This window comes from Streptomyces sp. NPDC107528, from assembly GCF_055639295.1.
The window spans coordinates 240,027-265,518 of record NZ_JBVKAV010000006.1 but is presented as its reverse complement, the minus strand read 5'-3'; the positions used below and the strand labels follow the sequence as shown (position 1 = coordinate 265,518).

Annotated in this window: 23 protein-coding genes; 9 read left to right on the top strand and 14 right to left on the bottom strand. The window is 71.0% G+C overall.

The window, feature by feature from the left end; all coding sequences use genetic code 11:
* Positions 1–333 precede the first annotated feature (333 nt).
* The 8 genes from ACZ7L5_RS21010 to ACZ7L5_RS20975 all read right to left on the bottom strand — a co-directional run bounded on the left by ACZ7L5_RS21010 (position 334) and on the right by ACZ7L5_RS20975 (position 10,811).
* Positions 334–2,043, bottom strand: coding sequence for a DUF3492 domain-containing protein (locus ACZ7L5_RS21010; protein ID WP_471518298.1), 1,710 nt, complete (start codon positions 2,041–2,043; stop codon positions 334–336).
* A 212-nt stretch (positions 2,044–2,255) separates the two neighbouring features.
* Complete coding sequence (locus ACZ7L5_RS21005; protein WP_471518297.1) at positions 2,256–3,953, bottom strand: dipeptide ABC transporter ATP-binding protein; 1,698 nt, start codon at positions 3,951–3,953, stop codon at positions 2,256–2,258.
* Positions 3,950–4,996: an ABC transporter permease gene (locus tag ACZ7L5_RS21000; protein ID WP_471518296.1), complete on the bottom strand. Its 1,047-nt coding sequence runs from the start codon at positions 4,994–4,996 to the stop codon at positions 3,950–3,952. Before ACZ7L5_RS21000 ends, ACZ7L5_RS21005 begins: the two co-directional genes overlap by 4 nt.
* Positions 4,993–5,979 carry an ABC transporter permease gene (locus tag ACZ7L5_RS20995; RefSeq protein ID WP_471518295.1) on the bottom strand — a complete coding sequence of 329 codons (987 nt, stop codon included), beginning with the start codon at positions 5,977–5,979 and terminating at the stop codon, positions 4,993–4,995. Before ACZ7L5_RS20995 ends, ACZ7L5_RS21000 begins: the two co-directional genes overlap by 4 nt.
* A 4-nt stretch (positions 5,980–5,983) precedes the next feature.
* Positions 5,984–7,702 carry an ABC transporter substrate-binding protein gene (locus tag ACZ7L5_RS20990; RefSeq protein ID WP_471518294.1) on the bottom strand — a complete coding sequence of 573 codons (1,719 nt, stop codon included), beginning with the start codon at positions 7,700–7,702 and terminating at the stop codon, positions 5,984–5,986.
* Between the two features lie 192 nt (positions 7,703–7,894).
* Positions 7,895–7,987, bottom strand: coding sequence for an Ms4533A family Cys-rich leader peptide (locus ACZ7L5_RS20985; RefSeq protein ID WP_328879460.1), 93 nt, complete (start codon positions 7,985–7,987; stop codon positions 7,895–7,897).
* Positions 7,988–8,043: 56 nt separating this feature from the next.
* Complete coding sequence (locus tag ACZ7L5_RS20980) at positions 8,044–9,738, bottom strand: DUF3152 domain-containing protein (protein ID WP_471518293.1); 1,695 nt, start codon at positions 9,736–9,738, stop codon at positions 8,044–8,046.
* An 8-nt stretch (positions 9,739–9,746) separates the two neighbouring features.
* On the bottom strand, positions 9,747–10,811 hold the full coding sequence (locus ACZ7L5_RS20975; protein WP_471518292.1) for an alpha/beta fold hydrolase: 1,065 nt from the start codon (positions 10,809–10,811) through the stop codon (positions 9,747–9,749).
* Positions 10,812–11,086: 275 nt separating this feature from the next.
* On the opposite strand from ACZ7L5_RS20975, the gene ACZ7L5_RS20970 reads away from it, so the two are divergent.
* The 4 genes from ACZ7L5_RS20970 to ACZ7L5_RS20955 all read left to right on the top strand — a co-directional run bounded on the left by ACZ7L5_RS20970 (position 11,087) and on the right by ACZ7L5_RS20955 (position 13,016).
* Complete coding sequence (locus tag ACZ7L5_RS20970) at positions 11,087–11,311, top strand: hypothetical protein (RefSeq protein WP_471518291.1); 225 nt, start codon at positions 11,087–11,089, stop codon at positions 11,309–11,311.
* 240 nt (positions 11,312–11,551) lie between these two features.
* The gene (locus ACZ7L5_RS20965) at positions 11,552–12,193 is read left to right on the top strand and encodes a TetR/AcrR family transcriptional regulator (RefSeq protein WP_328879464.1); all 642 of its coding nucleotides are present in this window, start codon (positions 11,552–11,554) and stop codon (positions 12,191–12,193) included.
* A gap of 140 nt (positions 12,194–12,333) precedes the next feature.
* Positions 12,334–12,561, top strand: a complete 228-nt coding sequence (locus ACZ7L5_RS20960) for a DUF3107 domain-containing protein (RefSeq protein ID WP_003998121.1) — start codon at positions 12,334–12,336, stop codon at positions 12,559–12,561.
* A 185-nt stretch (positions 12,562–12,746) separates the two neighbouring features.
* Positions 12,747–13,016 carry a hypothetical protein gene (locus ACZ7L5_RS20955; RefSeq protein ID WP_328879465.1) on the top strand — a complete coding sequence of 90 codons (270 nt, stop codon included), beginning with the start codon at positions 12,747–12,749 and terminating at the stop codon, positions 13,014–13,016.
* Between the two features lie 171 nt (positions 13,017–13,187).
* Here ACZ7L5_RS20955 and ACZ7L5_RS20950 read toward each other — a convergent pair whose 3' ends face one another.
* Positions 13,188–13,970 (bottom strand): ferritin-like fold-containing protein, encoded by a 783-nt coding sequence (locus ACZ7L5_RS20950; RefSeq protein WP_471518290.1) that lies wholly within the window; start codon positions 13,968–13,970, stop codon positions 13,188–13,190.
* Between the two features lie 472 nt (positions 13,971–14,442).
* Between ACZ7L5_RS20950 and ACZ7L5_RS20945 the strand changes: the two genes are divergently transcribed.
* Both ACZ7L5_RS20945 and ACZ7L5_RS20940 read left to right on the top strand, forming a co-directional pair.
* Positions 14,443–16,977, top strand: a complete 2,535-nt coding sequence (locus ACZ7L5_RS20945; protein ID WP_471518475.1) for a DEAD/DEAH box helicase — start codon at positions 14,443–14,445, stop codon at positions 16,975–16,977.
* Between the two features lie 66 nt (positions 16,978–17,043).
* A complete protein-coding gene (locus ACZ7L5_RS20940; RefSeq protein ID WP_471518289.1) occupies positions 17,044–17,973 on the top strand; it encodes an alpha/beta fold hydrolase in 930 nt (309 codons plus the stop codon).
* Between the two features lie 31 nt (positions 17,974–18,004).
* On the opposite strand, the gene ACZ7L5_RS20935 is transcribed toward ACZ7L5_RS20940, so the two are convergent.
* A complete protein-coding gene (locus tag ACZ7L5_RS20935; RefSeq protein ID WP_328423732.1) occupies positions 18,005–18,898 on the bottom strand; it encodes an NYN domain-containing protein in 894 nt (297 codons plus the stop codon).
* Between the two features lie 217 nt (positions 18,899–19,115).
* Between ACZ7L5_RS20935 and ACZ7L5_RS20930 the strand changes: the two genes are divergently transcribed.
* The gene (locus ACZ7L5_RS20930) at positions 19,116–19,268 is read left to right on the top strand and encodes a hypothetical protein (RefSeq protein ID WP_328879468.1); all 153 of its coding nucleotides are present in this window, start codon (positions 19,116–19,118) and stop codon (positions 19,266–19,268) included.
* Positions 19,269–19,369: 101 nt separating this feature from the next.
* On the opposite strand, the gene ACZ7L5_RS20925 is transcribed toward ACZ7L5_RS20930, so the two are convergent.
* The 3 genes from ACZ7L5_RS20925 to ACZ7L5_RS20915 all read right to left on the bottom strand — a co-directional run bounded on the left by ACZ7L5_RS20925 (position 19,370) and on the right by ACZ7L5_RS20915 (position 21,805).
* Positions 19,370–19,975 (bottom strand): MarC family protein, encoded by a 606-nt coding sequence (locus tag ACZ7L5_RS20925; RefSeq protein WP_328879469.1) that lies wholly within the window; start codon positions 19,973–19,975, stop codon positions 19,370–19,372.
* Positions 19,976–20,087: 112 nt separating this feature from the next.
* Positions 20,088–20,945, bottom strand: a complete 858-nt coding sequence (locus tag ACZ7L5_RS20920) for a PHP domain-containing protein (RefSeq protein WP_471518474.1) — start codon at positions 20,943–20,945, stop codon at positions 20,088–20,090.
* Positions 20,946–21,163: 218 nt separating this feature from the next.
* The gene (locus ACZ7L5_RS20915; protein ID WP_391393446.1) at positions 21,164–21,805 is read right to left on the bottom strand and encodes a DUF6758 family protein; all 642 of its coding nucleotides are present in this window, start codon (positions 21,803–21,805) and stop codon (positions 21,164–21,166) included.
* Between the two features lie 159 nt (positions 21,806–21,964).
* Between ACZ7L5_RS20915 and ACZ7L5_RS20910 the strand changes: the two genes are divergently transcribed.
* The gene (locus ACZ7L5_RS20910; RefSeq protein ID WP_471518288.1) at positions 21,965–23,191 is read left to right on the top strand and encodes an MFS transporter; all 1,227 of its coding nucleotides are present in this window, start codon (positions 21,965–21,967) and stop codon (positions 23,189–23,191) included.
* A 40-nt stretch (positions 23,192–23,231) separates the two neighbouring features.
* On the opposite strand, the gene ACZ7L5_RS20905 is transcribed toward ACZ7L5_RS20910, so the two are convergent.
* Entirely contained in the window at positions 23,232–23,816 is a 585-nt protein-coding gene (locus tag ACZ7L5_RS20905; protein WP_471518287.1) for a suppressor of fused domain protein, read from the bottom strand.
* Between the two features lie 508 nt (positions 23,817–24,324).
* Between ACZ7L5_RS20905 and ACZ7L5_RS20900 the strand changes: the two genes are divergently transcribed.
* Positions 24,325–25,440, top strand: coding sequence for a magnesium and cobalt transport protein CorA (locus ACZ7L5_RS20900; protein ID WP_328879474.1), 1,116 nt, complete (start codon positions 24,325–24,327; stop codon positions 25,438–25,440).
* Positions 25,441–25,492: the final 52 nt, after the last annotated feature.

The following is a 25,492-nucleotide window of genomic DNA, read 5'->3' as shown; positions in this document are numbered from 1 at the left end:
CGCCTCCCCTCGCGTCCGTCCCAGCAGCCGCGCCTCCCCTCGCGTCCGTCCCAGCAGCCGCGCCTCCCCTCGCGTCCGTCCCAGCAGCCGCGCCTCCCCTCGCGTCCGTCCCAGCAGCCGCGCCTGTCCGTACATCCACCCCGGTGGCCCCGCCGGCCCGTAGGTCCATCCCTGCCACCGCATCCACCCCAACGGCCGCATCCGCCCCTACGTCCGCCCCTGCCGCCGCGTCCTCCCCCGCGTATGGGTCCGGCGTGAGCCACTCCTCCGAGCGTTCGTCCCATGCGCCGGGGCTGGTGGGGGCCCCGGGGCGGTCCAGTCCTCCCAGGCCGTTCATCGCGCTCCCTCCGTCGCGGGCAGGGCGGTGGCGCGTACGGGGGCTCCTGGCGGCCTTGGCGGGCCGCCGCGGGCGACCAGGCGTGTGGTGCGGTCGGGCCACCGGCCGGGGACGTGGGCCTCGGCGGGGACGGCGAAGGGCAGAGGGGCGCCGGAATCGTCGAGGACGACTCGGCGGACCGGTGTGCGCGAGACGATCTCCAGGTAAATGCCGTGAAATGCTGCGACGTTCTGCTCGACGGTGAACAGTTCGAGCGCACGCGCGCGTGCCGCCGCGCCCAGGCGCTCGCGGCGCTCGGGGTCGCGCAACAGCGCCACGCAGGCCTCCGCCAGCGCGCGGGGATTGCGCGGCGGTACGACGAGACCGGTGCCGCCGATGACCTCCACCACCGCGCCGACGTCGGTGGACACCGTCGCGCGGCCGCAGAACATGGCCTCGACCAGGCCGATCGGGAAGCCCTCCACGACGCTGGACAGGACGGCCACGGCGCCCGAGGCGTAGGCGTCGGCGAGAGCCGGGACCTCATGGCCGCCGATCTCCTCGAAGGAGACCGGGTTGTGGCCGACCGTGTGCGGGCCCTCGGCCTCGTCGGGGAAGAGTTGCGCGGCCAGCACCTTGCAGTGGCCGAGATAGGCCGCGCCCTCGGCGCCCGAGGCGGTACCGACGATCCGCAGGCGGGTCTTCGGCTCCTCCTTGCGGACCTCGGCGAAGGCGTGCAGCAACGACACCAGGTCCTTGGCCGGTTCGACGCGGCCGACCCAGACAAGGGTGTCCGGGTCCGCGCGCTCCGGGCCCTCGCCGACCTCGGCGAAGCGGTCGGCGTCCATGCCGGGGTAGACCGTGCGGAGCTTCGCGCGGTCGGCGCCGCAGCGCTCCTGCCAGCGGCGGGCGTGGCCGTTGCCCGGCGTGATGAGGGCGGCCCGGGCGTAGGACTCGGCGGCGAGCCTGCCGTGGAGGGCGGCGAGCAGGGAGCGCACGGCGGGCGAGGCGTCGGTCTCGGCCAGGTAGTGCGTGCGCAGCCGGACGCCGTACTCGGTCAGCAGCAGCGGTACGCCGTGGAAGTGGCGGGCGAGCAGGGCGGGCAGGGCCGCGGCGCCGCCGGACGTGGCGTGGCACAGGTCGACCGAGCCCAGGCCGTCGTCCTCGTACCAGTCGAGCGAGAAGGGGCGCAGGGCGCGTTCGAGATGCGCGGCGACGGCCAGCAGATCGGGGACGCGCGCCTCGCGCGCCGTGCGCAGGGCGCCCCGCGCTCGGCAGGCGCGCTCGAGGATGCGTACGGCGGACTCGGAGCGGAGCGCTCCCACCAACCCGCCTTCGTCGCGAGCGAGTTCGGCGAGGCCGTACAGCGCGTTGCCGAAACGGTCCGCCTCGGTGGCCGACGCGTCCTCGGGGTTTCCGGACGCGTCTGTGCCGGCCCCTGCGCAGAGCACGGTCACCAACTCGCCGTAGCAGTCGGCGAACCGCCGGCGCGCGCGGCGCCCGTATACCACCCCGTCGTCCTCGGCCGCCCACAGCGGCGCCGTGCGCACCCGGCCGACCTGGGGCGGCAGCGGGATCCAGCCCTCGTCCTCCTGGCACTCGCTGCGGCTGAGCGCGTAGATGTCGAACTCGTGCTGTCCGAGCCCGCGCACGAGCCGGTCGCACCAGAGCCTGGCGTCACCGCTCACATACGGATAGCCACCCTCCGCAATCAGTCCGATGCGCACGAGTACACCCCCGATCTCCCTTAGGGGAGCCGCCGTTCCCCCGGCGGCTCACAGCGGGACGAAGGTATGCGGACAAGGCGGTGGCGCGACGGACGGTTGTCCATCGCGCCACCAAAAGGGGTGAACGGTCGTAACTTTCCCGTGCGGGTCGCGTTCCGTCGCGCTAAGAGAGTAAACGCGCACGCATCGTCACACCTGAACGGCTCGGACGGTCACACCGCTGCCAACTCCCGTCGCGCCGCCCGCCGCTGGGCGGCGATCCGCGGATCGAGCGCGGGTACCGCGGCCAGGAGCTGCTTGGTGTACGGGTTCTGCGGGTTGTCGTACACCTCGTCGGCGAGGCCCTCCTCGACGATCCGCCCGCCCCGCATCACCGCGACCCGGTCACTGACCTGGCGTACGACGGCGAGGTCGTGCGCGACGAAGACGAGCGCGAGTCCCAGCTCACGCTGCAACTCCCCCAGCAGGGCCACGACCTGGGCCTGCGTGGTGACGTCGAGCGCGGATACGGGCTCGTCGCAGACGATGACGCGCGGGTCGGCGGCGAGCGCCCGCGCGATGCCCACGCGCTGGCGCTGCCCGCCGCTGAACTCGTGGGGGTAGCGGTCGTAGTGCGCCGCTTCGAGCCCTACGCGCTCCAGCAGTTCCCTTACGCGCCCCCGGATACGCCCCTCGTCGTCCTCGCCCCGCGCGCGGAGCGGGTCGGCGATCGACTCGCCCACGGTGCGGCGGGGGTTGAGGGAGGAGACAGGGTCCTGGAAGACCATCTGCACCGCGGGATTCACGCCCGCGCGCGTGTGGCCGTCGTAACGGACCTCGCCCGCCGTCGGCTCCAGGAGGCCGACCAGCATGCGCCCGAGGGTCGTCTTGCCGCTGCCGCTCTCCCCCACGACGCCCAGGGTCTCGCCGCGGCGGATCGTCAGCGACACGTCGTCCACCGCCGTGAACGCCCGCTTCCCGCGGCCGAATTCACGCCGCAGGCCGGTCGCCGCCAGGACGACGTCCGCCGAGGCCAGGTCCACCGACGCACCCTCCACCGAGGCCAGGTCCACCGACGCAACGTCCGACGAGGCGCCGTCCACCGATGCGATCGTCGCCCCCTCCGGCTCCTTGACGCCCTCATGGCTGACGCGCGGCGTGTCCACGCGCGGGACCGCGTGCAGCAGTTCGCGCGTATACGGCTGCTCCGGAGCTCCCAGGACGTCGGCGACCGCGCCGCGTTCCACCGCCCGTCCGTGCCGCATCACCAGCACCTCGTCGACGCTCTCGGAGGCGACGCCGACGTCGTGGGTGACGAGGAGGAGACCCATTCCGGTCTCCTCGCGGAGCCTGTGCAGCAGGTCGAGGATCTGGGCCTGGACCGTCACGTCGAGCGCGGTCGTCGGCTCGTCGGCGATCAGCAGGTCGGGCGCGCAGGCCAGCGCCATGGCGATGAGGGCACGCTGGCGCATACCGCCGCTGAACTCGTGCGGGCGGGAACGGGATCGCCGTAGTGCGTCCGGAATTCCAACTCGGTTCAGCACCTCGACCGCACGCGCCCGTGCCGCTCGTCGCGAGGCACGCGTGTGTGTGCGGTACACCTCGGCGATCTGGTCGCCGATCGCGTAGTACGGGTCGAGCGAGGACAGCGGGTCCTGGAAGACCATGGCCGCCTTCCCGCCGCGCAGTCGCCGCAGTTCGTCGTCCGACGCCTGCCGTACGTCGACGCCGGCGACCTCGACCGACCCGCCGACCCGTGCGCCCGTGCCGCGGTGCAGCCCCAGCAACGCCGAGGCGACCGTGGACTTCCCGGAGCCGGATTCGCCGACGAGGGCGAGGGCGGCGCCTTGTTCCAGCCGGAAGGACAGGCCGTCGACGGCCCGCAGGGAACCGAACTCGACCGTCAGGTCGGTGACGTCCACAAGGCTCATGCCAGCACCACCCGTCGGTCGGCCACCGCGTACAGCACGTCCGCGACGGCGTTGGCGACGACCACGAAGAAGCCGATGACCAGGACCATGCCGACGACGACCGGGAGGTCGACGACGTTGACCGCGTGGACCAGTTCCTGTCCGATGCCGGGCAGTCCGAAGAGCGTCTCGGTGAGCACCGCGCCGCCGACCGCGCCGCCGAAGTTGTTGGCGTTCAGGGCGATGACCGGCGCGAGGGCCCCGCGCAGCGCGTGCCGTCCGATGACCGACCGTTCACCGACGCCGTACGCCCGGAAGGTGCGGATGTGGTCCTCGGCCAGCGTCTCCAGCATGGCCGCGCGCGTGAGACGTGCGAACGCGGCGGCCTCGATGAGGGCCAGGGAAAGCCATGGCAGCAGCAGGTTCCATGCCCACTGTTCGGGATCGTCGGTGAAGGCGACGTACTGCGGGAACGGCAGCAGTTGGAGCTGCCCGCAGACGACGATCATCAAGACCAGACCGATCACGAAGACCGGCGTGGCCACGCCGGCGAGCGTGACGCCGGTCAGCAGTCGCTCGGTGAGACGGCCGCGTCGCCATGCGGACAGGACGCCCGTGCCGACGCCGAGGATCAGCCACAGCACCATCGCACCGAACACGAGCGACAGGCTGACCGGCAGCTTCGCCAGGATCAGCTGGGTGACCTGCTGGTCGCTCTGGTACGACAGCCCGAGACAGGGCGCCGAGCAGTGCTGCACGGACGCGCCCGTCGAGTAGTCCTGGCCGGCGACGAGGCCCTCCAGGAAGTGCCAGTAGCGCGTGTACAGCGGGTCGTTCAGGTGCAGTTGCTCGGCGACCTGCTGCACCTGGGCGGGCGAGCAGCGGGGGCCGCAGGTGATCTGGGCGACGTTGCCGGGAGTGACGTAGAAGACGACGTAGACGATCACCGAGATGGCGAACAGGGTGACGACGACACCGACGGTCCGGCGCAGGACGAAGCCTCCGAGGCTCCTGAGGCTGGTGACATTCGTGAGACTGGGGAGACCAGTGAGGCCGCCGCTCATGCCTTGGCCTCCCTCTTGCGGCCCGTGCCGACCCGCAGCCGCGACGCCGCGCGCGGGTCGAGCGCCGTGCGCACGCCGTCGCCGAGGACGGTGAGGGCGAGGACGGTCACGAAGAGCGCGCCGGCCGGCAGCAGCAGGTACTGCGGGGCGGCCTGGTACCAGACGTCGGCGGCGGTGAGCATCTGTCCCCAGGACGGCGTCGGCGGCTTCACTCCGACGCCCAGGAAGGACAGGGCGGCCTCCACGGAGATGTTGACCGGGACCAGCAGGGCCGCGTACGTGATGACCGGGGCGGCGATGCCGGGCAGCAGTTCCCGGCGGGCGATCCGCCAGGTGCCCCAACCGCTGAGCCGGGCGGCGGCTACGTAGTCGAGCCCCTTCAGGGTGAGCGTCTGGGCGCGCACGATCTTCGCGATGTTGCCCCAGGCGATCAGGCCGATCACCAGGGCGACCAGCACGGGCCGCGGGAAGCTCGACGGCACGATGGCGAGCAGCGCCAATGCCATGATCATCAGCGGCATCGCCACGATGACGTCGGTCAAGCGGCTCAGCAGCTGGTCGACCCAGCGGCTGCCGAGCGCGGCGGCGACGCCCACCACGACGCCGATGGTCACCTGGACGACGGTCGCGGCCAGCGCGACCCCGAGGGAGACCCGGGCGCCGTGGACGAGCCGCGCGAACAGGTCCCGCCCGGTCTGCGGTTCGACGCCGAGCCAGTGGTCGGCGCTCACTCCGCCGAACGACCCGATGGGCACGCCCCCGCGCGCGGAGTCCACGAGGGACGGGTGGTAGGTGGTCGGATCCTGGCCCTCGACCGCGGTGAGCAGCGGTGCGGCGAGCGCGACCAGGACGAGCAGTGCGACTACGACCGCCGCGACCAGGGCGGCGCGCTGCGTCCGCAGCCGCCGCCAGAACTGACGGGCCCCCGAGGCCCCCGGAGCAGGCACCCCGGGAGCCTCGACGGCAATGACTGCCTCACTCACGGCGCTACTTCACCGCGACCTGGGAGATGTCCAGCACGCCGGTCCAGTCGCTGATCACGACGTTCTTGACGGACTCGCCGTACAGCCGCTTGTAGACGGGGTGGAACAGCGGCACCGTCAGCGCCTGTTCGCCGATCTTCTTGTCCAGCGCACCCCACCGCTCGGCGGCGGCGTCGAGGTCGGTCAGCTTGTTGATCGCGTCGATCTCGGTGTTGACGGACTTGTCGTCGAGCAGGCCGGTGTTGAAGTTCGCGCCGTCCTTGACGATCTGCCGGCCGTCGAAGATCGGGGCGAGGAAGGGACCGCCGGAGGGCCAGTCGGCACCCCAGTGGGCGAGGAAGAAGCCGGGCTCGGTCTTCACGTCGTGGATCTTGTCGGAGTAGTCGTTCTCCTCCAGACCCTGGAGCTTGACCGTGATTCCCGCCTTCTTGAGCGCGTCCTGGATCGCGGTCGCGATCTCGGGGCTGGTCTCGAAGTCCTTGGCGTTGGAGTGGGTCAGGGTGACGGTCAGCCCGTTCGCGTAACCGGCCTCCTTCAGCAGCTTCTTGGCCTTCGCCGGGTCACCGGCCGCACCCGCCGGGAAGTGGTCGTAGGCCGTGTAGCCGAAGGACTTCTGGTTCGGCAGGAAGGTGGTCGCGGGCTCGGCGAGCGCGGACCCGCCCGCCGCGTTCACCACGGACGACCGGTCGATGGCGTACGAGATCGCCTGCCGCACCTTGGCGTTGTCGAACGGCTTGGTCTTCGGGTTGAACGCGATGTAGTTGGTGTAACCGAAGTGCCCGGTGCCGACGCGCGCGGCAAGTTCCTTGTCGCCGGTCACCTTGGCCAGCTCGGCCGGGCCGAGGTTGGTGTCCGTGGTGACCGCGGCCGCGTCCGCACCCTGGGACGCGGACAGCCGCTGATTGATCACCGACGAGTCGAGCCCGGACCGTACGTCGATCTTGTCGGGGTAGGCCTTGCGCTCGGCGTCCGTCGAGGCGGACCAGTGGGTGTTGCGCTCCAGGGTGAGCCGCTCGCCGTCGTTCTCGTTCTTCACCACCTTGTACGGGCCGGACGAGACCGGGTGCTCCTCGTACTTCGTGCCGGTGTCCTTGTCCTTGGGCACCGGCGTGAACTGCGTCTGCGTCGCCAGGTACGGGAACTCACCCTCGGGCTTGTTCAGACGGAAGACGACGGTCCGCTCGTCCGGCGTCTCGATCGCCGACAGACCCTTCTTGTCCTGGTACGGCCCCTGGTAGTCGGCCGCGCCGACCAGCCAGTCCCTCAAGTACGGGGCACCGCCGGACAGTTCGGGGGCGAAGGAGCGCTCGATGCCGTACTTGATGTCGGCCGAGGTGATCGGGGTGCCGTCCTCGTACTTGAGGCCCTCCTTGAGGGTGTACGTCCACACGGTCGCGTCCTTGTTCGGACGCCCGGTGTCGGTGGCGAGGTCGGGGACGACTTCGGCGCCGGCCTCACCGTTCTCGCGGTTGCGCGTGGTGAGGGTACGGAAGACGAGGGAGGGGACGTTTCCGCCGCCGGACGTGTACAGCCGGGCCGGGTCGAAGTCCTGCTGCGGATGGGAGTTCAGGACCGTGAGCGTGCCGCCCTTGTGGGGCGTGGAGTCGCCGCCGGCACTCTTGGCATCGTTGTCCTCAGGCCCGCAGGCGGCGGCGCCCGCTGCCACGACCAGGCTGACGGATGCCGCGGCCACGCGGCGCGCTATGACGGACGATTGACGCATCGGAGACGACCTCTCGGAATGATGAGTCTCGGATATCGAGACGAAATGACGCGGAGTGAGACGGGAGTGCACAGACGTCTGCCCCGGCGTCGGGTCGTCGGAAGCCCATGAACGCGCCACGGGTCCGAAACCCGTCAGCGACTCACAGGAGTGAAGGAAGAAGATCGCGACGCGAACGCCTGGAGGCGGGCGTCAGCGACAGTCGATGTCGGCCACGCACAGGGCGGTCACACCGATCAGCGCCAGCTCGATAGCGGCGCGAGTGGGGGCGTGACGGGTCGACATGTGCAGAAATATCTATGAACTCGCTGCACATGTCAATGTGACGTATGAGTCACCCCTCAACTCCCGGGATACATCCAGGGGTTGGCCCGACAGCGGATCCCGTCGTGGTCGAGGAACTTGGTCTGCTGCTGCATGACCGGGGCCAGCTCGCCGTCCTTGTCACAGGTCACATGGGAGTAGCCGAGCCGGTGACCGACCTCGTGGTTGATCAGCATCTGCCGGTACTCATGGATGCGATCACCGTATGTCTCGGACCCTTGCGCCCATCTGTACGCATTGATCATGACGCGCTCGGTGGAGGCGGAGTCGCACGACACATTGTCGACGGTGGTGTCCAGACCGGACTTGGCACACCAGTCGGCCGTCGTACCGGGGCTGGCCAGCGTGATCACGAAATCCGGCTTGCCGGAGTAGATGCGCTCGAAGGTACGGGCGCCGTTGTGCGCCCAGCTCCGGTCGTCGTTGAGCGTCTTCTGCACGGCCTCGGCGAAGAGTTCGCCGTCGAGCCCGAGTCCCTGCTCCACGTCCACGCGGTAGGTGTACTTCTGCCCCTTGCCGGGCGCCTTGGCGATCCCCGGGACCGCGTCGAACCTGCCCGGGCCCTTGAGCTTGGCGCTGAGCGCGTACGTCTCGCCCATCTTCTGCTCGTACGTCAGCGGCGCCGGCACATTCGGCGCGTCCGGCGTCGGCCGCCCGTCGCCGCGCGAGGCCGAGTCGCGGGCGTCCCGCCCCTGATCGGTGGCGGACTGTGACTGTACGTCGCCGTCCTCCCGCCCCTTCGCGACCTGACCGGCGACGACGACGGCCAGCACGGTGACGACAGCGGCAGCGGCGATGCCGGAGAAGGCCCGGCCCTTGGAGCCCCTCGCCGCCACGGGCTCGCCGGTCGGCGGCGCGTCGTCGTCGCCGTCGGCGCCGGCCTGTGTCCCGGTGTCGTCCGCGGCACCGCCGCCGGTCCTGGTGTCCCATTCGGTGACGGAGGCATACGGGTCGGAGGCGTACGGGTGGGAGGTGTACGGGTGGGAGGCGTGCGCGGTCTCGGTCGTACGCGGCGCGAAGACGTCGACGTCCCCGTCGCCCTCGAAGGCCTCCAGGTAGTCCTGCCGGGGCCCTTCGGACGGCGCTGCCCGCCGGGGCCGCGGCACGGGAACACCGGTCATGGGCGGGGCACCGGCGGCCGCGGGGGCGCCGTACGCGACGCCGGCACGCCCCCGCAACTCGCCCCAGCCACCGCCGGATTCACGCTGCTCGGGGTGGCCGGCACGGGCCTGGGGAGTGCCATGGGCGGGCGTACCGTCGGCGAAACGGGGCACGCCGTGGGCCGGGGTGCCGTCGGGGAACCTCGGGAAGCCATGTGCGGGCGTGCCGTCGGGGAACCTCGGAAAGCCGTGAGCAGGCGTGCCGTCGGGCAGCCTCGGGACCCCCTGCGCGGGCGTGCCGTCGGGGAAGCCGCGTCCTCCGTACGCGGGACCTTCACCCGCGGGCATCCCCTGCCGGCCGGGCGGCGGCCCAGGCACCCGGCGACCGCCGCCGGGTCCGCCGGACTGCGGCGGGCCGCTCGGGCCCGCGCCCGGTGCCGGACCCGGCGGTCGGGCACCCGGAGGCCGACCGGGCCCCGGACCCGGCACGGACGTCCCCCGCTGGGCCGTGCCCGGCTCGGGCTGTGCCCCCCGGGAGTCCTGTCGTGCGGTTGTGTCCGCGGTGTCGCGCTTGGGCTTGGCGGCGGACCCGCGCCTGCTGTGGCGTCCCACGTCGCGCCTCAGCTCCCCGAGATCTCGGTCATGGCGCCCCCGCCGCTCGCAGCGGCCCCGGCTCCACCCGCACTCCGTCTCGCGGCCCCGGCACCCCCAGCGGCCTCCGACTCTGCCGACTCCGCTGTCTCCGCAAGGAGTTCACCGAACGCGCGGGCGACCACCTCCGGGTACTCCATCATCGCCACGTGCCCGGCGTCCGGCAGGCTCAGCAGGCGGGAGTCGCGGAAGGCGCGCGCGGCCTTGCTGCGCATGCGGTAGCCGACGAGCTGGTCCCGGCCGCCGTAGATGAGCAGCGTCGGAGCCAGTACCCGCTCGGCCTGGCGCCACAGCGCGTGCTGGCCGCCCAGCGTGTAGGCGTTGACCAGCCCGCGCGCGGAACGCGTCATCGCGTCCCAGAAGTACGGCAGTTGAAGCCGTCGGTTCATCTCCTGGACGGCATTGCTGAAGCCCTCCGGCGTCACCCGCTCGGGATCGCCGTAGCAGAGGTGCATCACGCCACGGACCCGCTGCTCCGCCGTCCACTGCTTGGTGAGCCGGGTGAACAGCGAGGTCACTCCGGGCACGGAGAGCAGCGCGGTGGGCACGGCGCTGCGCTGGACACGGAGCTCCGGCAGGGCGGGCGACACGAGCGTGAGCGTACGGACCAGGTCCGGGCGTACGGCGGCGACGCGCGTGGTGACCGCGCCGCCGAGCGAGTTGCCGAAGAGGTGTACGGGGCCACGGCCGGAGGCGTCGAGATAGCGAATCACCGCGCGTGCGTGCGCGGTGATCGAGTAGTCGCCGTCGTCCGGCGGTGGCGAGTCGCCGAAGCCCGGCAGGTCGACGGCCTCACAGTCGACCTCACCCTCCAGCAGTTCCATCAGCGCCGACCAGTTCTGCGAGGAACCGCCGAGTCCATGCACGTACAACGCGGGCGGCAGCCCCTCGCGCGCGGGCGGCCTCGACCGCACCGTCAGCGTGATCCCGGGCAGCCCGACCGACCGCAGCCGCTCCCCCTCGGCGACCCTGACGGTCGCCACCTTGGGGAGCACATTGGCGGCCGGCGCTGACGGGAGCTCGGTCGAAGACATGCGGCAATGTTACGAGACGATCACGCAGTGGTTCATGTGTTCGCCGTCACAAGTCGACACGTACATGGCAGATTCCCGGCCGGGAAACCCGCCAGACGTATCCCGCTCACGGAAGCCACCCGGAGCACGCCCGAATTGCCCGCAGATCCCCCGCAGATCGCATAGCGTCCGGAACCTGTGTCTCCTAGGCTCGTACGCAGGGCACCCGGAAGTGGACCCCTGCTTCACCCAGGGACGTTGTGCCCCACGGGGACGTTCTAGAAAGGGAGCCCGCCATGGCCGCCGATCCCACCGACCCCGAGACCTTCGTGGACGACGACACCGAGCAGGACGAGGAGTACGACGTCGAGGCCCCCGCCGCCGACGCGGCCGAGCAGCACGCCGATCTCCGGCGCGACCGCGACGACCGGCTGACCGACGCCGACCAGGACCGGGCCAACGAGGCCGACCTCATCGAACAGGCGCGCGTCGTCTCCATCGACGAGGACGACTATCGCTGAAGCCGATCATCGGCTGCACGAACGAAGGTGAATGAAGGTACAGGTGGGCACGGAAGAGAGTGCCGTTGAACAGCAAAGAGACCATTTGCTGCCCGTTCCGGCCGGGTTTCAAACCTTCTGCACGGCTTTCGTCACCGTCCGGTCCGTGAAATTCTGCGCTCGCACCGCGCACACCAGGGTTACCGAAAAGTACGATGGCGGCGCGGCGCACACCGCATGTGGACGACATTGGGAGGCGGCGTGACAGCCATCGAGCAGACAGAGGCGGCACGCCCGCGGGGCACTCGCCTGCCGCGCCGTGCCCGACGGAACCAGCTGCTGGGCGCCGCCCAGGAGGTGTTCGTCGCGCAGGGCTACCACGCTGCAGCGATGGACGACATCGCCGAGCGCGCCGGCGTCAGCAAGCCGGTGCTCTACCAGCACTTCCCGGGCAAGCTCGACCTGTACCTCGCGCTGCTGGACCAGCACTGTGAGTCCCTGATCCAGTCCGTACGGCACGCGCTCGCGTCGACGACCGACAACAAGCAGCGTGTACGGGCGACGATGGACGCGTACTTCGCGTATGTCGAGGACGACGGCGGCGCGTTCCGCCTGGTCTTCGAGTCGGACCTGACCAACGAGCCGGCCGTGCGCGAGCGCGTCGACAAGGTCACGAACGAGTGTGCCGAGGCGATCTGCGAGGTCATCGCCGAGGACACCGGCCTCTCACGCGCGGAGTCGATGCTGCTCGCCTCCGGCCTCGGCGGTCTGGCCCAGGTCGTGGCCCGCTCCTGGCTGCACAGCGACCGCAGCGTGCCGCGCGACCAGGCGGTGCAGCTGCTGACGTCCCTGGCCTGGCGTGGCATCGCCGGCTTCCCGCTGCACGGCACCGAGCACCACTGAGCGTGTCGGGCGTTTGTTCCCGCCCCCTGTTCGCTCCTGGCGTTCTTGGGCGGAGCGTGCAGGTCCCCTCACCGGGCTAATGTGTGCTGGGTACGGCGCGCAAGGTCGCGCACTTCACTGACCGTCGGAGGGACATAGCCGTGGAGGTCAAGATCGGCGTGCAGCACGCGCCCCGCGAGATCGTTCTGGAGAGCGGTCAGAGTGCCGAGGAGGTCGAGCGGGCGGTGTCCGAGGCGCTGGCCGGAAAGTCACAGCTGCTGACCCTCGTGGACGAGCACGGCCGCAAGGTCCTGGTCCCGGCAGAGCGTCTCGCGTACGTGGAGCTCGGCGAGCCGGCCCCGCGCAAGGTGGGCTTCGGCGCGCTGTAAGCGGGAAGGCGCCGACAGAGCAGGCGTGACGGGAGGGGCCCGGCGACCACGGTCGCCGGGCCCCTCCCGTCTCTCCACATTCGGAGCACAGTTCGATCACACAGGAGGATTGCATTCCGCAGGTCAGGGGTATGACGGGCTACGACCGGGTTCGAGCAGGTCGGCCATGTGGGAGGGACCCCAGCATGCTCTTGGAAGCGCTCAGCGCCGCGATCCTAGGCCTGGCCCTGGCGTGGGCTGCCACCCGCCGCCTGCCGCACCGTCTGCCGACGAGTTCCCTGGTCCTGCCGACGGGCGTCGCCGGCGCCCTCTTCGGCGCGTTCATCACGCACACCGCGCTGGACTTCGGCAATCTCTTCGTGATCCTCATCGGCGCGGCAGTCGTCTCCGCCGCCTCTCTCTCCCTGCTGGTACGCCCCGCGGGAAGACTGAGCCGGCACTCGGCGACCGCGTAGATTCCGAGGACGACCGGCCGCCGGCTCCCTGACGCCGTCCGAAGGCCGACGTTCACCTCCCGGCGCCGATGGGCGATATCCAGCGCGTCCGGCGCCCCAGGACGAGGCCCGTCCAGGGCCGAAGCCCAGGGGGGTCTGGGGGCCGCAGGCCCCCAGAAAGCGGGGCGGCGCCTAAGCCGCCAGCCCCAGCGCAGCCATCCGCTTGGTGTGCGCCTCGGTGATCCGCGAGAACATCTTCCCGACCTCGGCGAGATCGAACCCGTCCGCGACTCCGCCCACGAGCATCGTGGACAGCGCATCCCGGTCGGCAACGACCCGCTGGGACTGCGACAGCGCCTCCCCCATCAAGCGCCGCGCCCACAGCGCGAGCCGCCCGCCCACACGCGGGTCGGCGTCGATGGCGGCCCGCACCTTCTCCACGGCGAACGACGCGTGCCCGGTGTCGTCGAGCACGGCCAGCACCAACCCCCGCGAGTCCGAGTCGAGCCGCGCGGCGACCTCCCGGTAGAAGTCACTGGCGATCGAGTCACCGACGTACGCCTTGACCAGCCCCTCCAGCCAGTCCGAGGGCGCCGTCTGCTTGTGGAAGCCGTCCAGCGCGGCGACGAACGGCTCCATCGCCTGCGTGGGCTCGGCGCCGATCTCGGTGAGCCGGTCCCGCAGCTTCTCGTAGTGGTGGAACTCGGCCGACGCCATCTTCGCCAGCTCCGCCTTGTCCCCCAGCGTCGGCGCCAGCTTGGCGTCCTCCGCCAGCCGCTCGAACGCCGCCAGCTCCCCGTAGGCCAGCGCGCCGAGCAGGTCCACGACGGCGGCCCGGTACTGCGGATCGGCGGAGGCCTGCGCCCAGTCCTGGGCGGCCACCCCGGTGTGTGCGACGGTGCCGTCGGTCTCGACGGCGGAGTCAGCGGTGTCGGAGGCGTCGGGCGTGTTGTCAGGCGTCGTCATGAAGCGCACAATAGCCCGCTCTCCACGTCACGGAAGTCCCTGGTCAATCAGTGTGACGCCGACTACGTGACCAATTCGGCCATCGCATGTGCGCGATTCCGGGGTATGGTGGTAATGCGCCCGCTGAGTACCCTGATGTATTCGACGGGCCGCACGTTATGAGGATGCCCGGTCGGTGGCCCGATCGGCTCCGACCCGACAGCCCTCCCTGGCCGTACGGCACAGATGCGTACGACGACCGGAGGGACACCCTCAGCGGTACGAGCGCTAGAGCGTCGGCAGTGGTCCCGTGTCCTACGGCCCGACCGTATGGCAGCCGACGTCCCCGGCACGGTCCGTCAAGACCCCCGCGCTCGCCTCGCACCGCGTACACAGAAGAGGCAGCACCCTGACTACGACTTTCCGAGAGCTCGGAATCCTTCCCGAGACCGCCGAGGCCCTTGAGGCCGTCGGCATCATCAACCCCTTCCCCATCCAGGAGATGACCCTCCCCGTCGCCCTCTCCGGCACGGACGTCATCGGCCAGGCCAAGACCGGTACCGGCAAGACGCTGGGCTTCGGTCTCCCGCTGCTGGAGCGCGTCACCGTCCCGGCCGACGTCGAGGCCGGCCGCGCCGAGCCCGAGGCACTCACCGACGCCCCGCAGGCGCTCGTCGTCGTCCCCACGCGCGAGTTGTGCACGCAGGTCACGAACGACCTGCTCACCGCGGGCAAGGTGCGTAACGTCCGCGTCCTCGCGATCTACGGCGGCCGGGCCTACGAGCCCCAGGTCGAGGCCCTGAAGAAGGGCGTCGACGTCATCGTCGGCACCCCGGGCCGACTGCTGGACCTCGCGGGCCAGAAGAAGCTCAACCTCAAGCACGTCAAGGCGCTCGTCCTCGACGAGGCCGACGAGATGCTCGACCTGGGCTTCCTGCCCGACGTCGAGAAGATCATCAACATGCTGCCGGCCCGCCGCCAGACCATGCTGTTCTCGGCGACCATGCCGGGCGCGGTCATCGGCCTCGCGCGCCGCTACATGTCACAGCCCACCCACATCCGCGCCACCGCGCCGGACGACGCGGGCGCCACCGTCGCGAACACCTCACAGCACGTGTACCGCGCGCACAACATGGACAAGCCCGAGATGGTCGCGCGCATACTGCAGGCCGACGGCCGGGGACTGGCCATGGTCTTCTGCCGTACGAAGCGCACCGCGGCCGACCTCGCCGACCAGCTCAAGCAGCGCGGCTTCGCGGCCGGCGCGGTCCACGGCGACCTCGGCCAGGGCGCCCGTGAGCAGGCCCTGCGCGCCTTCCGCAACGGCAAGGTGGACGTCCTCGTCTGCACCGACGTCGCCGCTCGCGGTATCGACGTCGAGGGCGTGACGCACGTCATCAACTACCAGTCGCCGGAAGAGGAGAAGACGTACCTGCACCGCATCGGTCGCACCGGCCGCGCGGGCGCCAAGGGCATCGCGATCACCCTCGTCGACTGGGACGACATCCCGCGCTGGCAGCTGATCAACAAGGCGCTGGAGCTGAAGTTCAACGACCCGCCGGAGACGTACTCCACGTCCCCGCACCTCTTCGAGGAACTGAGCATCCCCGCGGGCACCAAGGGCGTCCTGCCCCGCTCGGAGCGTACGCGCGCCGGGCTGGAGGCGGAGGAGCTGGAGGACCTCGGCGAGACCGGCGGACGCGGTGCGCGCGGCCGCGGTGGCCGAGGCGGCCGGGACGAGTCCCGCTCGTCCTCGCCTGACCGTGAGCGCCCGGCGCGCACGCCGCGTCGCCGCCGCCGTACGCGCGGCGGAGCCACGCTGGACGAGACGTCGGCGCCCGCCGTCGGTTCCGGAGCTCCGGAGGAGACCGCCGGGGCCACCACGGCGGAGTCCGTCACCGAGCCCCGCACCCCGCGCCGCCGTCGCCGCACCCGCAACGGCGCGTCGACGGAGCAGGCCGTGACGGCCACGTCCTCGGCCCCCGAGCCTGCGGACGCCGCGGAGGCGGCCGTGACGACGGCGGAGGGTCCGTCCCTGGGCACCGCCGAGGAGACCCCGGCGAAGCCGCGCCGCCGCCGGACCCGCAAGTCGGCGGAGCCGCAGGCGACTTCGGCTCAGGCCGTGACGACGCCGGAGCCGGCGGCCACGCAGGCCGTGCAGGCGTCCGAGCCCGCTGCGGCTCCCGCGGCCGACCAGGTCGCGGTGGCCGACGAGGCCCCCGCCACCAAGCCGCGCCGCCGCACCCGCAAGGCGACGACGGCGGAGACCGCTGTGGAGACGGCCGAGGGCACCGTCGAGGCCGCGCCTCAGACCCCGGAGGCGGCGGAGACCAAGCCGCGCCGCCGGACCCGTAAGGCAACGGCTGCGGCCGAAGCCGTCGTCGACACGGCCGAGGCCGCCGAGGCCAAGCCGAAGGCGCGCCGCACCCGCAAGACCGCGGCGTCCGCCGCCCCGGCCGCCGAGATCCCGGCCCAGACCGCCCAGGAGCCGGAGGCCGCCGAGGCCAAGCCGCGCCGTACGCGCAAGACGGCCGCCGCCGCGGCCGAGGCTGCCGTCGACACGGCGGAGGCCGCCGAGGCCAAGCCCAAGGCCCGCCGTACGCGCAAGGCCACCGCCACCGCCGAGGCCGCCGTTGACGCGGCCGAGGGCACGGAGACGAAGCCGCGCCGTACGCGCAAGGCTGCCGCGGCCGTCACCGAGCCGGAAGCCGCCGAGGCCAAGCCCCGTCGGACCCGCAAGGCAGCGGTCGCCGCGGAAGCCGCCGTCGACACAGCTGAGGCCACCGAGGCCAAGCCCAAGGCACGCCGTACCCGCAAGACCGCGGCGTCCGCCACCCCGGCCGCCGAGATCCCGGCCCAGGCCACGCAGGAGCCGACGGCCACTGCGGAGCCGAAGGCCACCGAGGCGCCCGCGCCGCGTCGCCGTACCCGCAAGGCGGCGGCGACCGTGGAGGCCGCCGACGGCGCGGCCGAGGCCAAGCCCAAGGTGCGCCGTGCCCGTAAGGCCACGGCCGCCACGGAGCCCGCGGAGAGCTGATCTCGCGTACGACGGCCCGGTCCCGCATGGCGCGGGGCCGGGCCGTCGGCTTTCCCCGACCGACCCATGGGGGTCCTACGGCCCACCCGCTACCCTCCCCCCGTGACCACCCAACCCGCCTTCACGCCGCCCCCGAACGTCCGCGCCTACCCCCTCCACACCTCCCGCGGCACCTTCGCCGTCGTCGACTCCCCCGCCGCTCCCGGCGTCGAGGTCCGAGGTGTCGCCCTGCTGCTTCCCGGGTTCACGGGCAGCAAGGAGGACTTCACGCTGATGCACGAACCACTCGCGGCGCGCGGCTACCGTACGGTCGCCGTCGACGGGCGGGGACAGCACGAGTCGGACGGTCCGGAGCGCGACGAAGCGCCATACGCGCGAGGCGAGTTGGCCCTGGACGTCCTCGCCCAGGTGGCAGCCCTCGGCACTCTGGACGCCCCGCTCCACCTCTTCGGCCACTCCCTCGGCGGCCAGATCGCCCGCGCGGCCGTCCTGCTCGACCACGCCCCGTTCAGCTCGCTCACCCTCATGGCGTCGGGCCCCGCCCAGATCTCCGACTCCCAGCAGCAGCGCGTGAAGCTGCTGCGGGACGCGCTCGCGGTGATGACCATGGCCGAGACCTGGGAGGCGATCCTCGCGATGGGGCCGCCCGAGGAGGTCGGCGGGCCGGCGCGCGGCATCGGCGGCCCGGACCTGCTGCGCCGCCGTTGGCTCGGCACGAAGCCCGCTCAACTCCTCGCCACGGGGCGCCAGTTGACCACGGAGCCGGACCGCGTCGACGAACTCGCGGCCCTCCCGCTCCCGTTCCACGTCCTGTCGGGCGCGAGCGACGACACCTGGCCGGTCCCGCTCCTCGACGACATGGCCGCGCGGCTGAACGCCCGCCGCACCGTCATCCCCGGCGCCGAGCACTCGCCCAACGCCGACCAGCCCCTGCGCACCGCAGAGGCCGTCGCCGACTTCTGGGACACCGTCGACGGGACCGACAGCGAGGTCTAGTACCGCGCCCGGCCCCAGCACTGCGCCCGGCCTAGTACTGCGCCTGCAGGTGCTCCCAGAACCCGTCCCGCAGCGCCCGCCGCAGATCCGCCTGGCCGCGCAGGGAGTACTGCAGCAGCCCCTCGGCCTCCACCAGCAGGTCCTGGTCGACGGACCCGGGCAGATACGGATGCCCCGGCAGCAGCTCCACGAGTGACTCCCGCCCCCGCGCCGCGAGCCACTTCGCCGCGATCTGGGCGCCGACGAACCGGACGTCCTCCCGCGTCGGCCGGGCCCCCGCGGCCTCGTACGCGGCAGCCGTGCGCCGGGAGACGTAGGGCTTGAAGAAGTCGAGGTCGAGGGTGCGCTGGCTGTCGACCTCCCAGAGCAGGGGCTCGGCCTGATTGCGGCCTTCCGGCGCCTCGATGCCCCACAGGTGCACCCGCGCCCCGTACCCCTGCGCGGCCTCGACCGCCGACACCAGGTCCTCGTCACCGCCGAGCAGGGCCGCGTCGCTGATGGCGCGGTGCCTGGCCAGGGACTCCAGGTCGGTCCTGATCAGCGAGTCGACGCCCTTCTGCTGGTTGTTGGCGTTGAGGTTTCCCAGGCGGACCTTCACGTCGGGGAGCTCGGCGATCGACTGCTGTTCCGCCGTATGGATGCGGCGCCTGGCGCCGTCGTACCAGTAGACCCGCAGCAGCCTGCTGTCCGCGAAGATCGTGCGCGCCCGGTCGATGAGCGCCTCGATCAGCCCCTCGGCGTCCAGATCGAAGGCCCTGCGGTCCTCCGTCCCGGCGACCAGCCGTCCCGCGGCCGCGTAGAGATAGCCCGCGTCGACGAAGATCGCATGGGTCGAGGGCGTCTTCGCCACCTCGGCGAGCATGCGTTGCAGCAGCTCGTTGGTGTGGTCGATGCGGGCGCCTAGCGCCGCGAGGTCGTCGTTCATCGCCACCATTGTCCCGGCGGTCACGCTGCGAACACAACCGGTCCCGGTCAGTCCCGCCTTGATCTCCGAACGATCGCTTACCGGTCAGTAGTTAGACGTTCGAAAAATTTCTTTAGCGTAGGGAATGTTTGTAACGCGAAGCACGTTGCATACGTGTGTAACCAAGTAGTTCTCCTCAGTTCTCCTCAGGAGGATGACCAGACGAAGGGAGAAGCCCTTGCGCTTCGAAATCATGCGACTCGACGAGTTCGACGGTACGCCCGTGGACAGCACCGTCGTGGACGCCGCCTCCGTCAACCGGATCGTTCAGCAGGCTGCCGCCACCGGACAGCGGCTGTGGATCCGACCGGCCGAAGCCACGGCCTCGTAACAGACGCGGATCACCGCAGCAGCTTCGAAGCCCCCGCACGGCACTGACGCCGTGCGGGGGCTTCGCGCATCCGGGGAGGCTTCGAGGGGCGCTCCTGGGGCTCAGGCGCCCTGGATCACCTGGGTGACGCCGTTGATGATCTGCTGCACCGCGATCGCCGACAGCATCATGCCCGCGAGCCGCGTCACGAGGACCACGCCGCCGTCCTTGATGACCCGGATGATCAGCAGCGAGTACCGCATCACCAGCCACAGCACGACGTGGATGGCGAGGATTGCCGCCCACACCGACACCTGCATGGCGGCGCTGTCGGCCTTCTGCACGGCGAGGATGACCGAGACGATGGCACCCGGCCCGGCGAGCAGCGGCATGCCCAGGGGGACGAGGGCGACGTTCACGTCCTTGGTCTGCTTGGGCTCGTCCGTCTTGCCGGTGAGCAGGTCGAGCGCGATCAGCAGGAGCAGCAGCCCGCCCGCGATCATCAGCGCGGGGACGGAAACGTGCAGGTAGTTGAGGATCTGGTGGCCGAGAAGCCCGAAGACCGTGATCACACCGCCCGCCACACAGACGGCCTGGAAGGCCATCCGCTTCTGCACCTTGGCCGGCCGGCCGGCGGTGAGCGCGAGGAAGATCGGGGTGATCCCGGGGGGATCCATGATGACGAAGAGGGTCAGGAAGAGGGAGCCGAAGACGGCGAGGTCGAACATGCGTGAGCCTTGCGAAGAGGGCTACCGCTGTGGTCAGTCGTTCCGCAGGGCGGAACGGGTGGGCACAGCCTGCAGCGCCGGGTGAAGAGAAACGGAACTGTGGGTGAGAAGCTCAGAACCCGCCGGTCCCCGGCACGGGAAACGCCCCGGTGGCCCGCCGCGTGATCTCGCCGTACACCTCGGGGTCCGTCGTGTACTCGCCGAGCACGCACGTCTTGCGGCTGCCGTGGTAGTCGCTGGACCCGGTCGTCAGCAGCCCGAGCTCCTTGGCGAGCCCGCGCAGCCGCGCACGCGTGTCGGGGTCGTGGTCCATGTGGTCGACCTCGATGCCGTCGAGCCCGGCCGCGGCAAGGTCCGCGATCGAGGACTCCGGGACCGTACGGCCCCGCTTGCTCGCGGCGGGGTGCGCGAAGACGGCGACGCCGCCCGCGGCCTTGATCAGCCGGATCGCCTGGAACGGGTCGGTCTCGTGCTTCTCCACGAAGGCCCGGCCGCCGTCGGCCAGCCAGTCCTCGGTGAAGGCGTCGCCGACGGTCGGTACGACTCCGAGCTCGACCAGCGCGGAGGCGACGTGCGGCCGCCCGACCGAGCCCTCACCGGCGATCCGCAGCACCTGCTCCCAGGTGACGGGCACGCCGAGCGCGTTGAGCTTGGCGACCATGCCCTGGGCCCGGGGCACCCGGTCGTCGCGCACCAGCTCGCGCTCGGCGAGCAGCGCGGGCTCCTCGGGGTCGAAGAGGTAGGCCAGCATGTGCATGCTGATCTCGTCGATACGGCAGGACAGCTCGGCGCCGGTGACGAGGGTGAGCCCCTCCGGCAGCGCGGCGATGGCCTCGGCGTATCCGCGGGTGGTGTCGTGGTCGGTGAGCGCTACGACGTCCAGTCCGGCCGCGGCGGCGCCCAGCACCAGCTCAGCGGGGGTGTCGGTGCCGTCGGAAGCGGTGGAGTGGGTGTGCAGATCGATGCGCACGACACGAACTCCAGTCACTGACGGCACGGAAGGGGACGCTCAAGGATAACCAGGTTTTCAACGACCCTTGTCACACCCTCACAGCCTGAGCGCCCCCTACGGGCAACGCCCCGAAGGGGCGCGGGGAACCGCGCGATCAACCACGAACCACCCGCAGCCGCAAACCATCCTCGACCACCCGAGCTCATGGGCGCGCCAAGGCTCGACCCAGCGGAGCGCTACGGCTCGAGCAGGCGCGGCGACAACGCCCCGCAAGGCACCAGTTCCACCTCGGCACCGGCATCCCGCAGATCCGTCAGCACCAGCTCGTCGTACATGAGCAACCCCGACTGCTCGGGCCACACGACGGCCCACAGCCACATCCCGAGGGCCTCGCCGGCGAAGACGGCACGGTCGTCGGGGGCGCCGGAGACGTGCCACAGCGGGGTCGGGCGGCCGGCGGCGAGGACCTTGGCCTGGGGTGGCTTCTCGACGTTGATGTACGGCCCCGGGTCCGGGCCGTCGATGCCCGCGTAGCGCGCACCGAGACCGACGCCCAGTTCCTCGGCGACCAGGATCAGTTCACCCATGCCGCCGAGCGGACCGGGTCCGGAGCAGGCCACGGCGGTCGCGCGGCCGCCACTGCGGTCGTCGCCCGCGCTGGCGACGCCGGTGAACAGCCAGCCGATCGGCAGCGGCCACGGCATCCACACCGGCACATGGGTGCGATGCACGACCACGCCGAGGGCATCGACGCTGGGCGGGATCACGGGCTGCACCGGGTGCACGGTGCCGTGCACATCGCACTGCCAGGTGTCGGCGAAGAGTCCGGGAGCCCTGACCCGGCCACCACACTTCGGGCAACTGGGTTCGCCCCTCATAGGCCCCCACGGTCCTACCCCTTCTGCGCCACGTCAAGGACGATCACCCGTCCGGGCGGAACCGGTACGGACCGAATATAGATGTAGCTTGCATTAATTAGCCTAGCTAACATACTCTGTGCATCGGCCACCTACCTCAGTTCCGGATTGGAGAACGCAATGGACCCCTTCGACGCGGGAGCGGGCAGCATCCTGCGGCAGCCGAGGGCCGTGTGGGCGACCGCCGGCGCGTCCGTCGTGGCCTTCATGGGCATCGGGCTCGTCGACCCGATCCTGCCGTCCATCGCCGGCGGGCTGCACGCGACGGCCGGGCAGGTCTCCCTGCTCTTCACCTCGTACTTCCTCATCACCGCCGTGGCGATGCTGGTCACCGGATTCGTCTCCAGCCGCATCGGCGGACGCAAGACCCTGCTGCTCGGCCTCGCGTTCGTGATCGTCTTCGCCGGGCTCGCGGGCACGTCCGGATCGGTCGGCGAGCTGGTCGGATTCCGGGCGGGCTGGGGGCTCGGCAACGCGCTCTTCGTCTCCACGGCCCTCGCCGTCATCGTCGGCGCGGCAGCCGGCGGCAGCGCGGCGGCGATCCTGCTCTACGAGTCCGCCCTCGGCCTCGGCATGGCATGCGGGCCGCTGCTGGGCGCACTGCTCGGGGACGCCAGCTGGCGCTACCCGTTCTTCGGTACGGCCGTGCTGATGGCAGTGGGCTTCCTGTGCATCGCGGCGTTCCTGAAGGAGCAGCCGAAGCCGGCCCGCAAGACCTCACTGCTGGACCCGATCAGGGCCCTCGGCCACGGCGGCCTCGCCTCTGCGGCGGTCTCGGCGTTCTTCTACAACTACACGTTCTTCACCGTGCTGGCCTTCACACCGTTCGTGCTGAACATGAGCCCCTACCGGTCGGGCGCGGTGTTCTTCGCCTGGGGGCTGCTGCTCGCCGTGTTCTCGGTGATCGTGGCGCCGCCCCTGCAGAAGCGGTTCGGCTCGCTGAAGGTCCTCGGCGGCTCGCTGGTGCTGCTGGCCGTGGACGTGCTCGTCCTCGGCTACGGCGACCACACCACCGCCGTCGTCTGCACGATCCTGTCCGGCGCTTTCATCGGCGTGAACAACACCGTCTACACGGAGCTGGCACTCGGCGTCTCCGACGCGCCTCGCCCCGTGGCGAGCGCGGGCTACAACTTCGTGCGGTGGTTCGCGGCGGCTGCCGCGCCCTACTTCGCGCCCAGGATCGAGGAGTGGACCGGCAGCCTCCGCGTCCCGTTCGTGGTGGCTGCCGTCACGGCCGTACTGGGCTCGCTCGTGGTCGTCGTACGGCGGAAGTCACTGGCGCACGAAGCCGAGGAGCCGGCGCCGGCGCCCGCCACCGAGGACAGCGTGACCGTGTTCGCCAACTGACGCTTTTCGGCCACCGGTTGGTGAGGTTGCTCACGCGGCTTCAGTCCAGCGGGACGGACGTTCGGGCGGGATCCCGGAGGTCCGTCCCGTTCGTCAGCCAGCGCTCCTGGAGGGCCTGCGCGCCGTGCACGCGCTTCCACGCGGCCTCGTTCGGGGTCATGGGGAGCAGCGGCAGGAAGTGCACGGGGTCGGCCGGCTCGTCGAGTTCCAGGTCCTCGACCAGGCCGCCGGACTCGGCCACCAGGACCGAGGTGAACGGGGCCCCCGGCCACAGCGGTTCACCGACGTCCAGCGAGGCACCCGGGGCCACGATCACACCCTCCACCTGCGGGGACGCGGCGAGCACGGCCAGCGGGCGGAGCACCTTGTCGGTGTCGGCGAGCCCGGAGCGGACCGAGAGCACCAGTTCGGCGCGGGGGCCCTTGACCGGGTCGGCGGCCATCGCGGTGGGGTCGTTCATGGGGTGCGCGGACATGCCGAGTGTGGCGTAGCGCACGAGGTCGCCCTCCTGGAAACGGAGCACCTCCATACGGTCCGTACCGAGAAAGGTGACCGCCGCGCGTGCGTCCGGTTCGCCCAGCGCGGAGCGCAACCGGGCCTCGACCAGAGAGAGAACATCAGCCATGCGCCGAGCATAGAACTCGTCAGTACCGGGCAAAGGAGCGCCTTGACACTTCAGTCGGCTGATACTCTTGCCCGGTGTTCGGGACGGCATGCAGAAGCTTCGCGATCAAGTCCTGACACCGAATAGAGACTCCCCTACGGGGAACCCCGAACGGGGTATGGATCGTCCCTCACGAGGGACCGGCCGGAGGAGGTGGGGCTGTCATGGATCGAAGTCGACCGTGCAGTACCACTCGCTCTTCCCGCCGCTGATGTAGCTGATTCGGCTGTTCCGCCTCCGGCTGACCGCCGCCTTTCACGCTCGCTTCCTCACGCGGAAGAGCACTTCGTTTCGCTTTGCCTGATCTGTCTGATCTGAATCAGCAACGAAGCCCATCACCGCGACGGTGCGGTGCTCCCCGCTTTGTGGACGTGCCAAACATCCTGAAGTCAGGACGTCCCCATTCCGGGCAGTTCCAACCGTGCCGCGGTTCTCCACGCTTCGTTGCCCGTTGCGAAGGAGCTTGCTCATGTCGATGATCCGCGACCTGCGTGCCGTGGTCCGCCCGTCCCGCGTCTCACTGCGCAAGGACAGTGGCGCGTACGACACCACCCGCGACCCTGCGACGCCCTCCGCCGTCGTCGATTGCGCCGTCTACCGCAACGGCGCCCGCGTCGAGACCCCGCAGCCGCTGACCCCGCACGAGGCGATGCGCCGGGTGCGGCGGGACGGCGGGTTCGTGTGGATCGGGCTGCACGAGCCGACCGAGGCCGAATTCGCCGGTATCGCCAGTGAGTTCGGGCTGCACCCGCTGGCCGTCGAGGACGCGGTGCAGGCGCACCAGCGGCCCAAGCTGGAGCGCTACGACGACTCCCTGTTCACCGTCTTCAAGACCATCCACTACGTCGAGCACGACGAACTCACCGCGAACAGCGAGGTCGTCGAGACCGGCGAGGTCATGTGCTTCACCGGCCGGGACTTCTTCATCACCGTCCGGCACGGCGGGCAGGGCTCGCTGCGAGCGCTGCGGCACCGGCTGCAGGACGACCCCGAGCTGCTCGCCAAGGGCCCGTCGGCCGTGCTGCACGCGATCGCCGACCATGTCGTCGACGGGTACATCGCCGTCGCCGACGCCGTGCAGGACGACATCGACGAGGTGGAGACCGAGGTCTTCTCGCCCGGGCGCAAGGGCTCCCCGCGCGGCACGGACGCGGGGCGGATCTACCAACTCAAGCGCGAGGTCCTTGAGTTCAAGCGCGCGGTGTCGCCACTGCTGCGGCCCATGCAGCTGCTGAGCGAGCGGCCGATGCGGCTGATCGACCCGGACATCCAGAAGTACTTCCGGGACGTCGCCGACCACGTCGCGCGGGTGCACGAGCAGGTCATCGGCTTCGACGAGCTCCTCAACTCGATCCTCCAGGCCAACCTCGCGCAGGCGTCCGTGGCGCAGAACGAGGACATGCGGAAGATCACGTCGTGGGCCGCGATCATCGCCGTACCGACGATGGTGTGCGGGGTGTACGGCATGAACTTCGACTACATGCCGGAGACGCACTGGAAGTACGGCTACCCCGTGATCATGAGCGTCACGGTGGCCATCTGCCTGGGCATCCACCGCACGCTGAAGCGGAACGGCTGGCTCTGAGCCTGGCCGCCCCACCCGGCGGCTCCGGCCGGGCCGCAGGCGGCTGGAATAG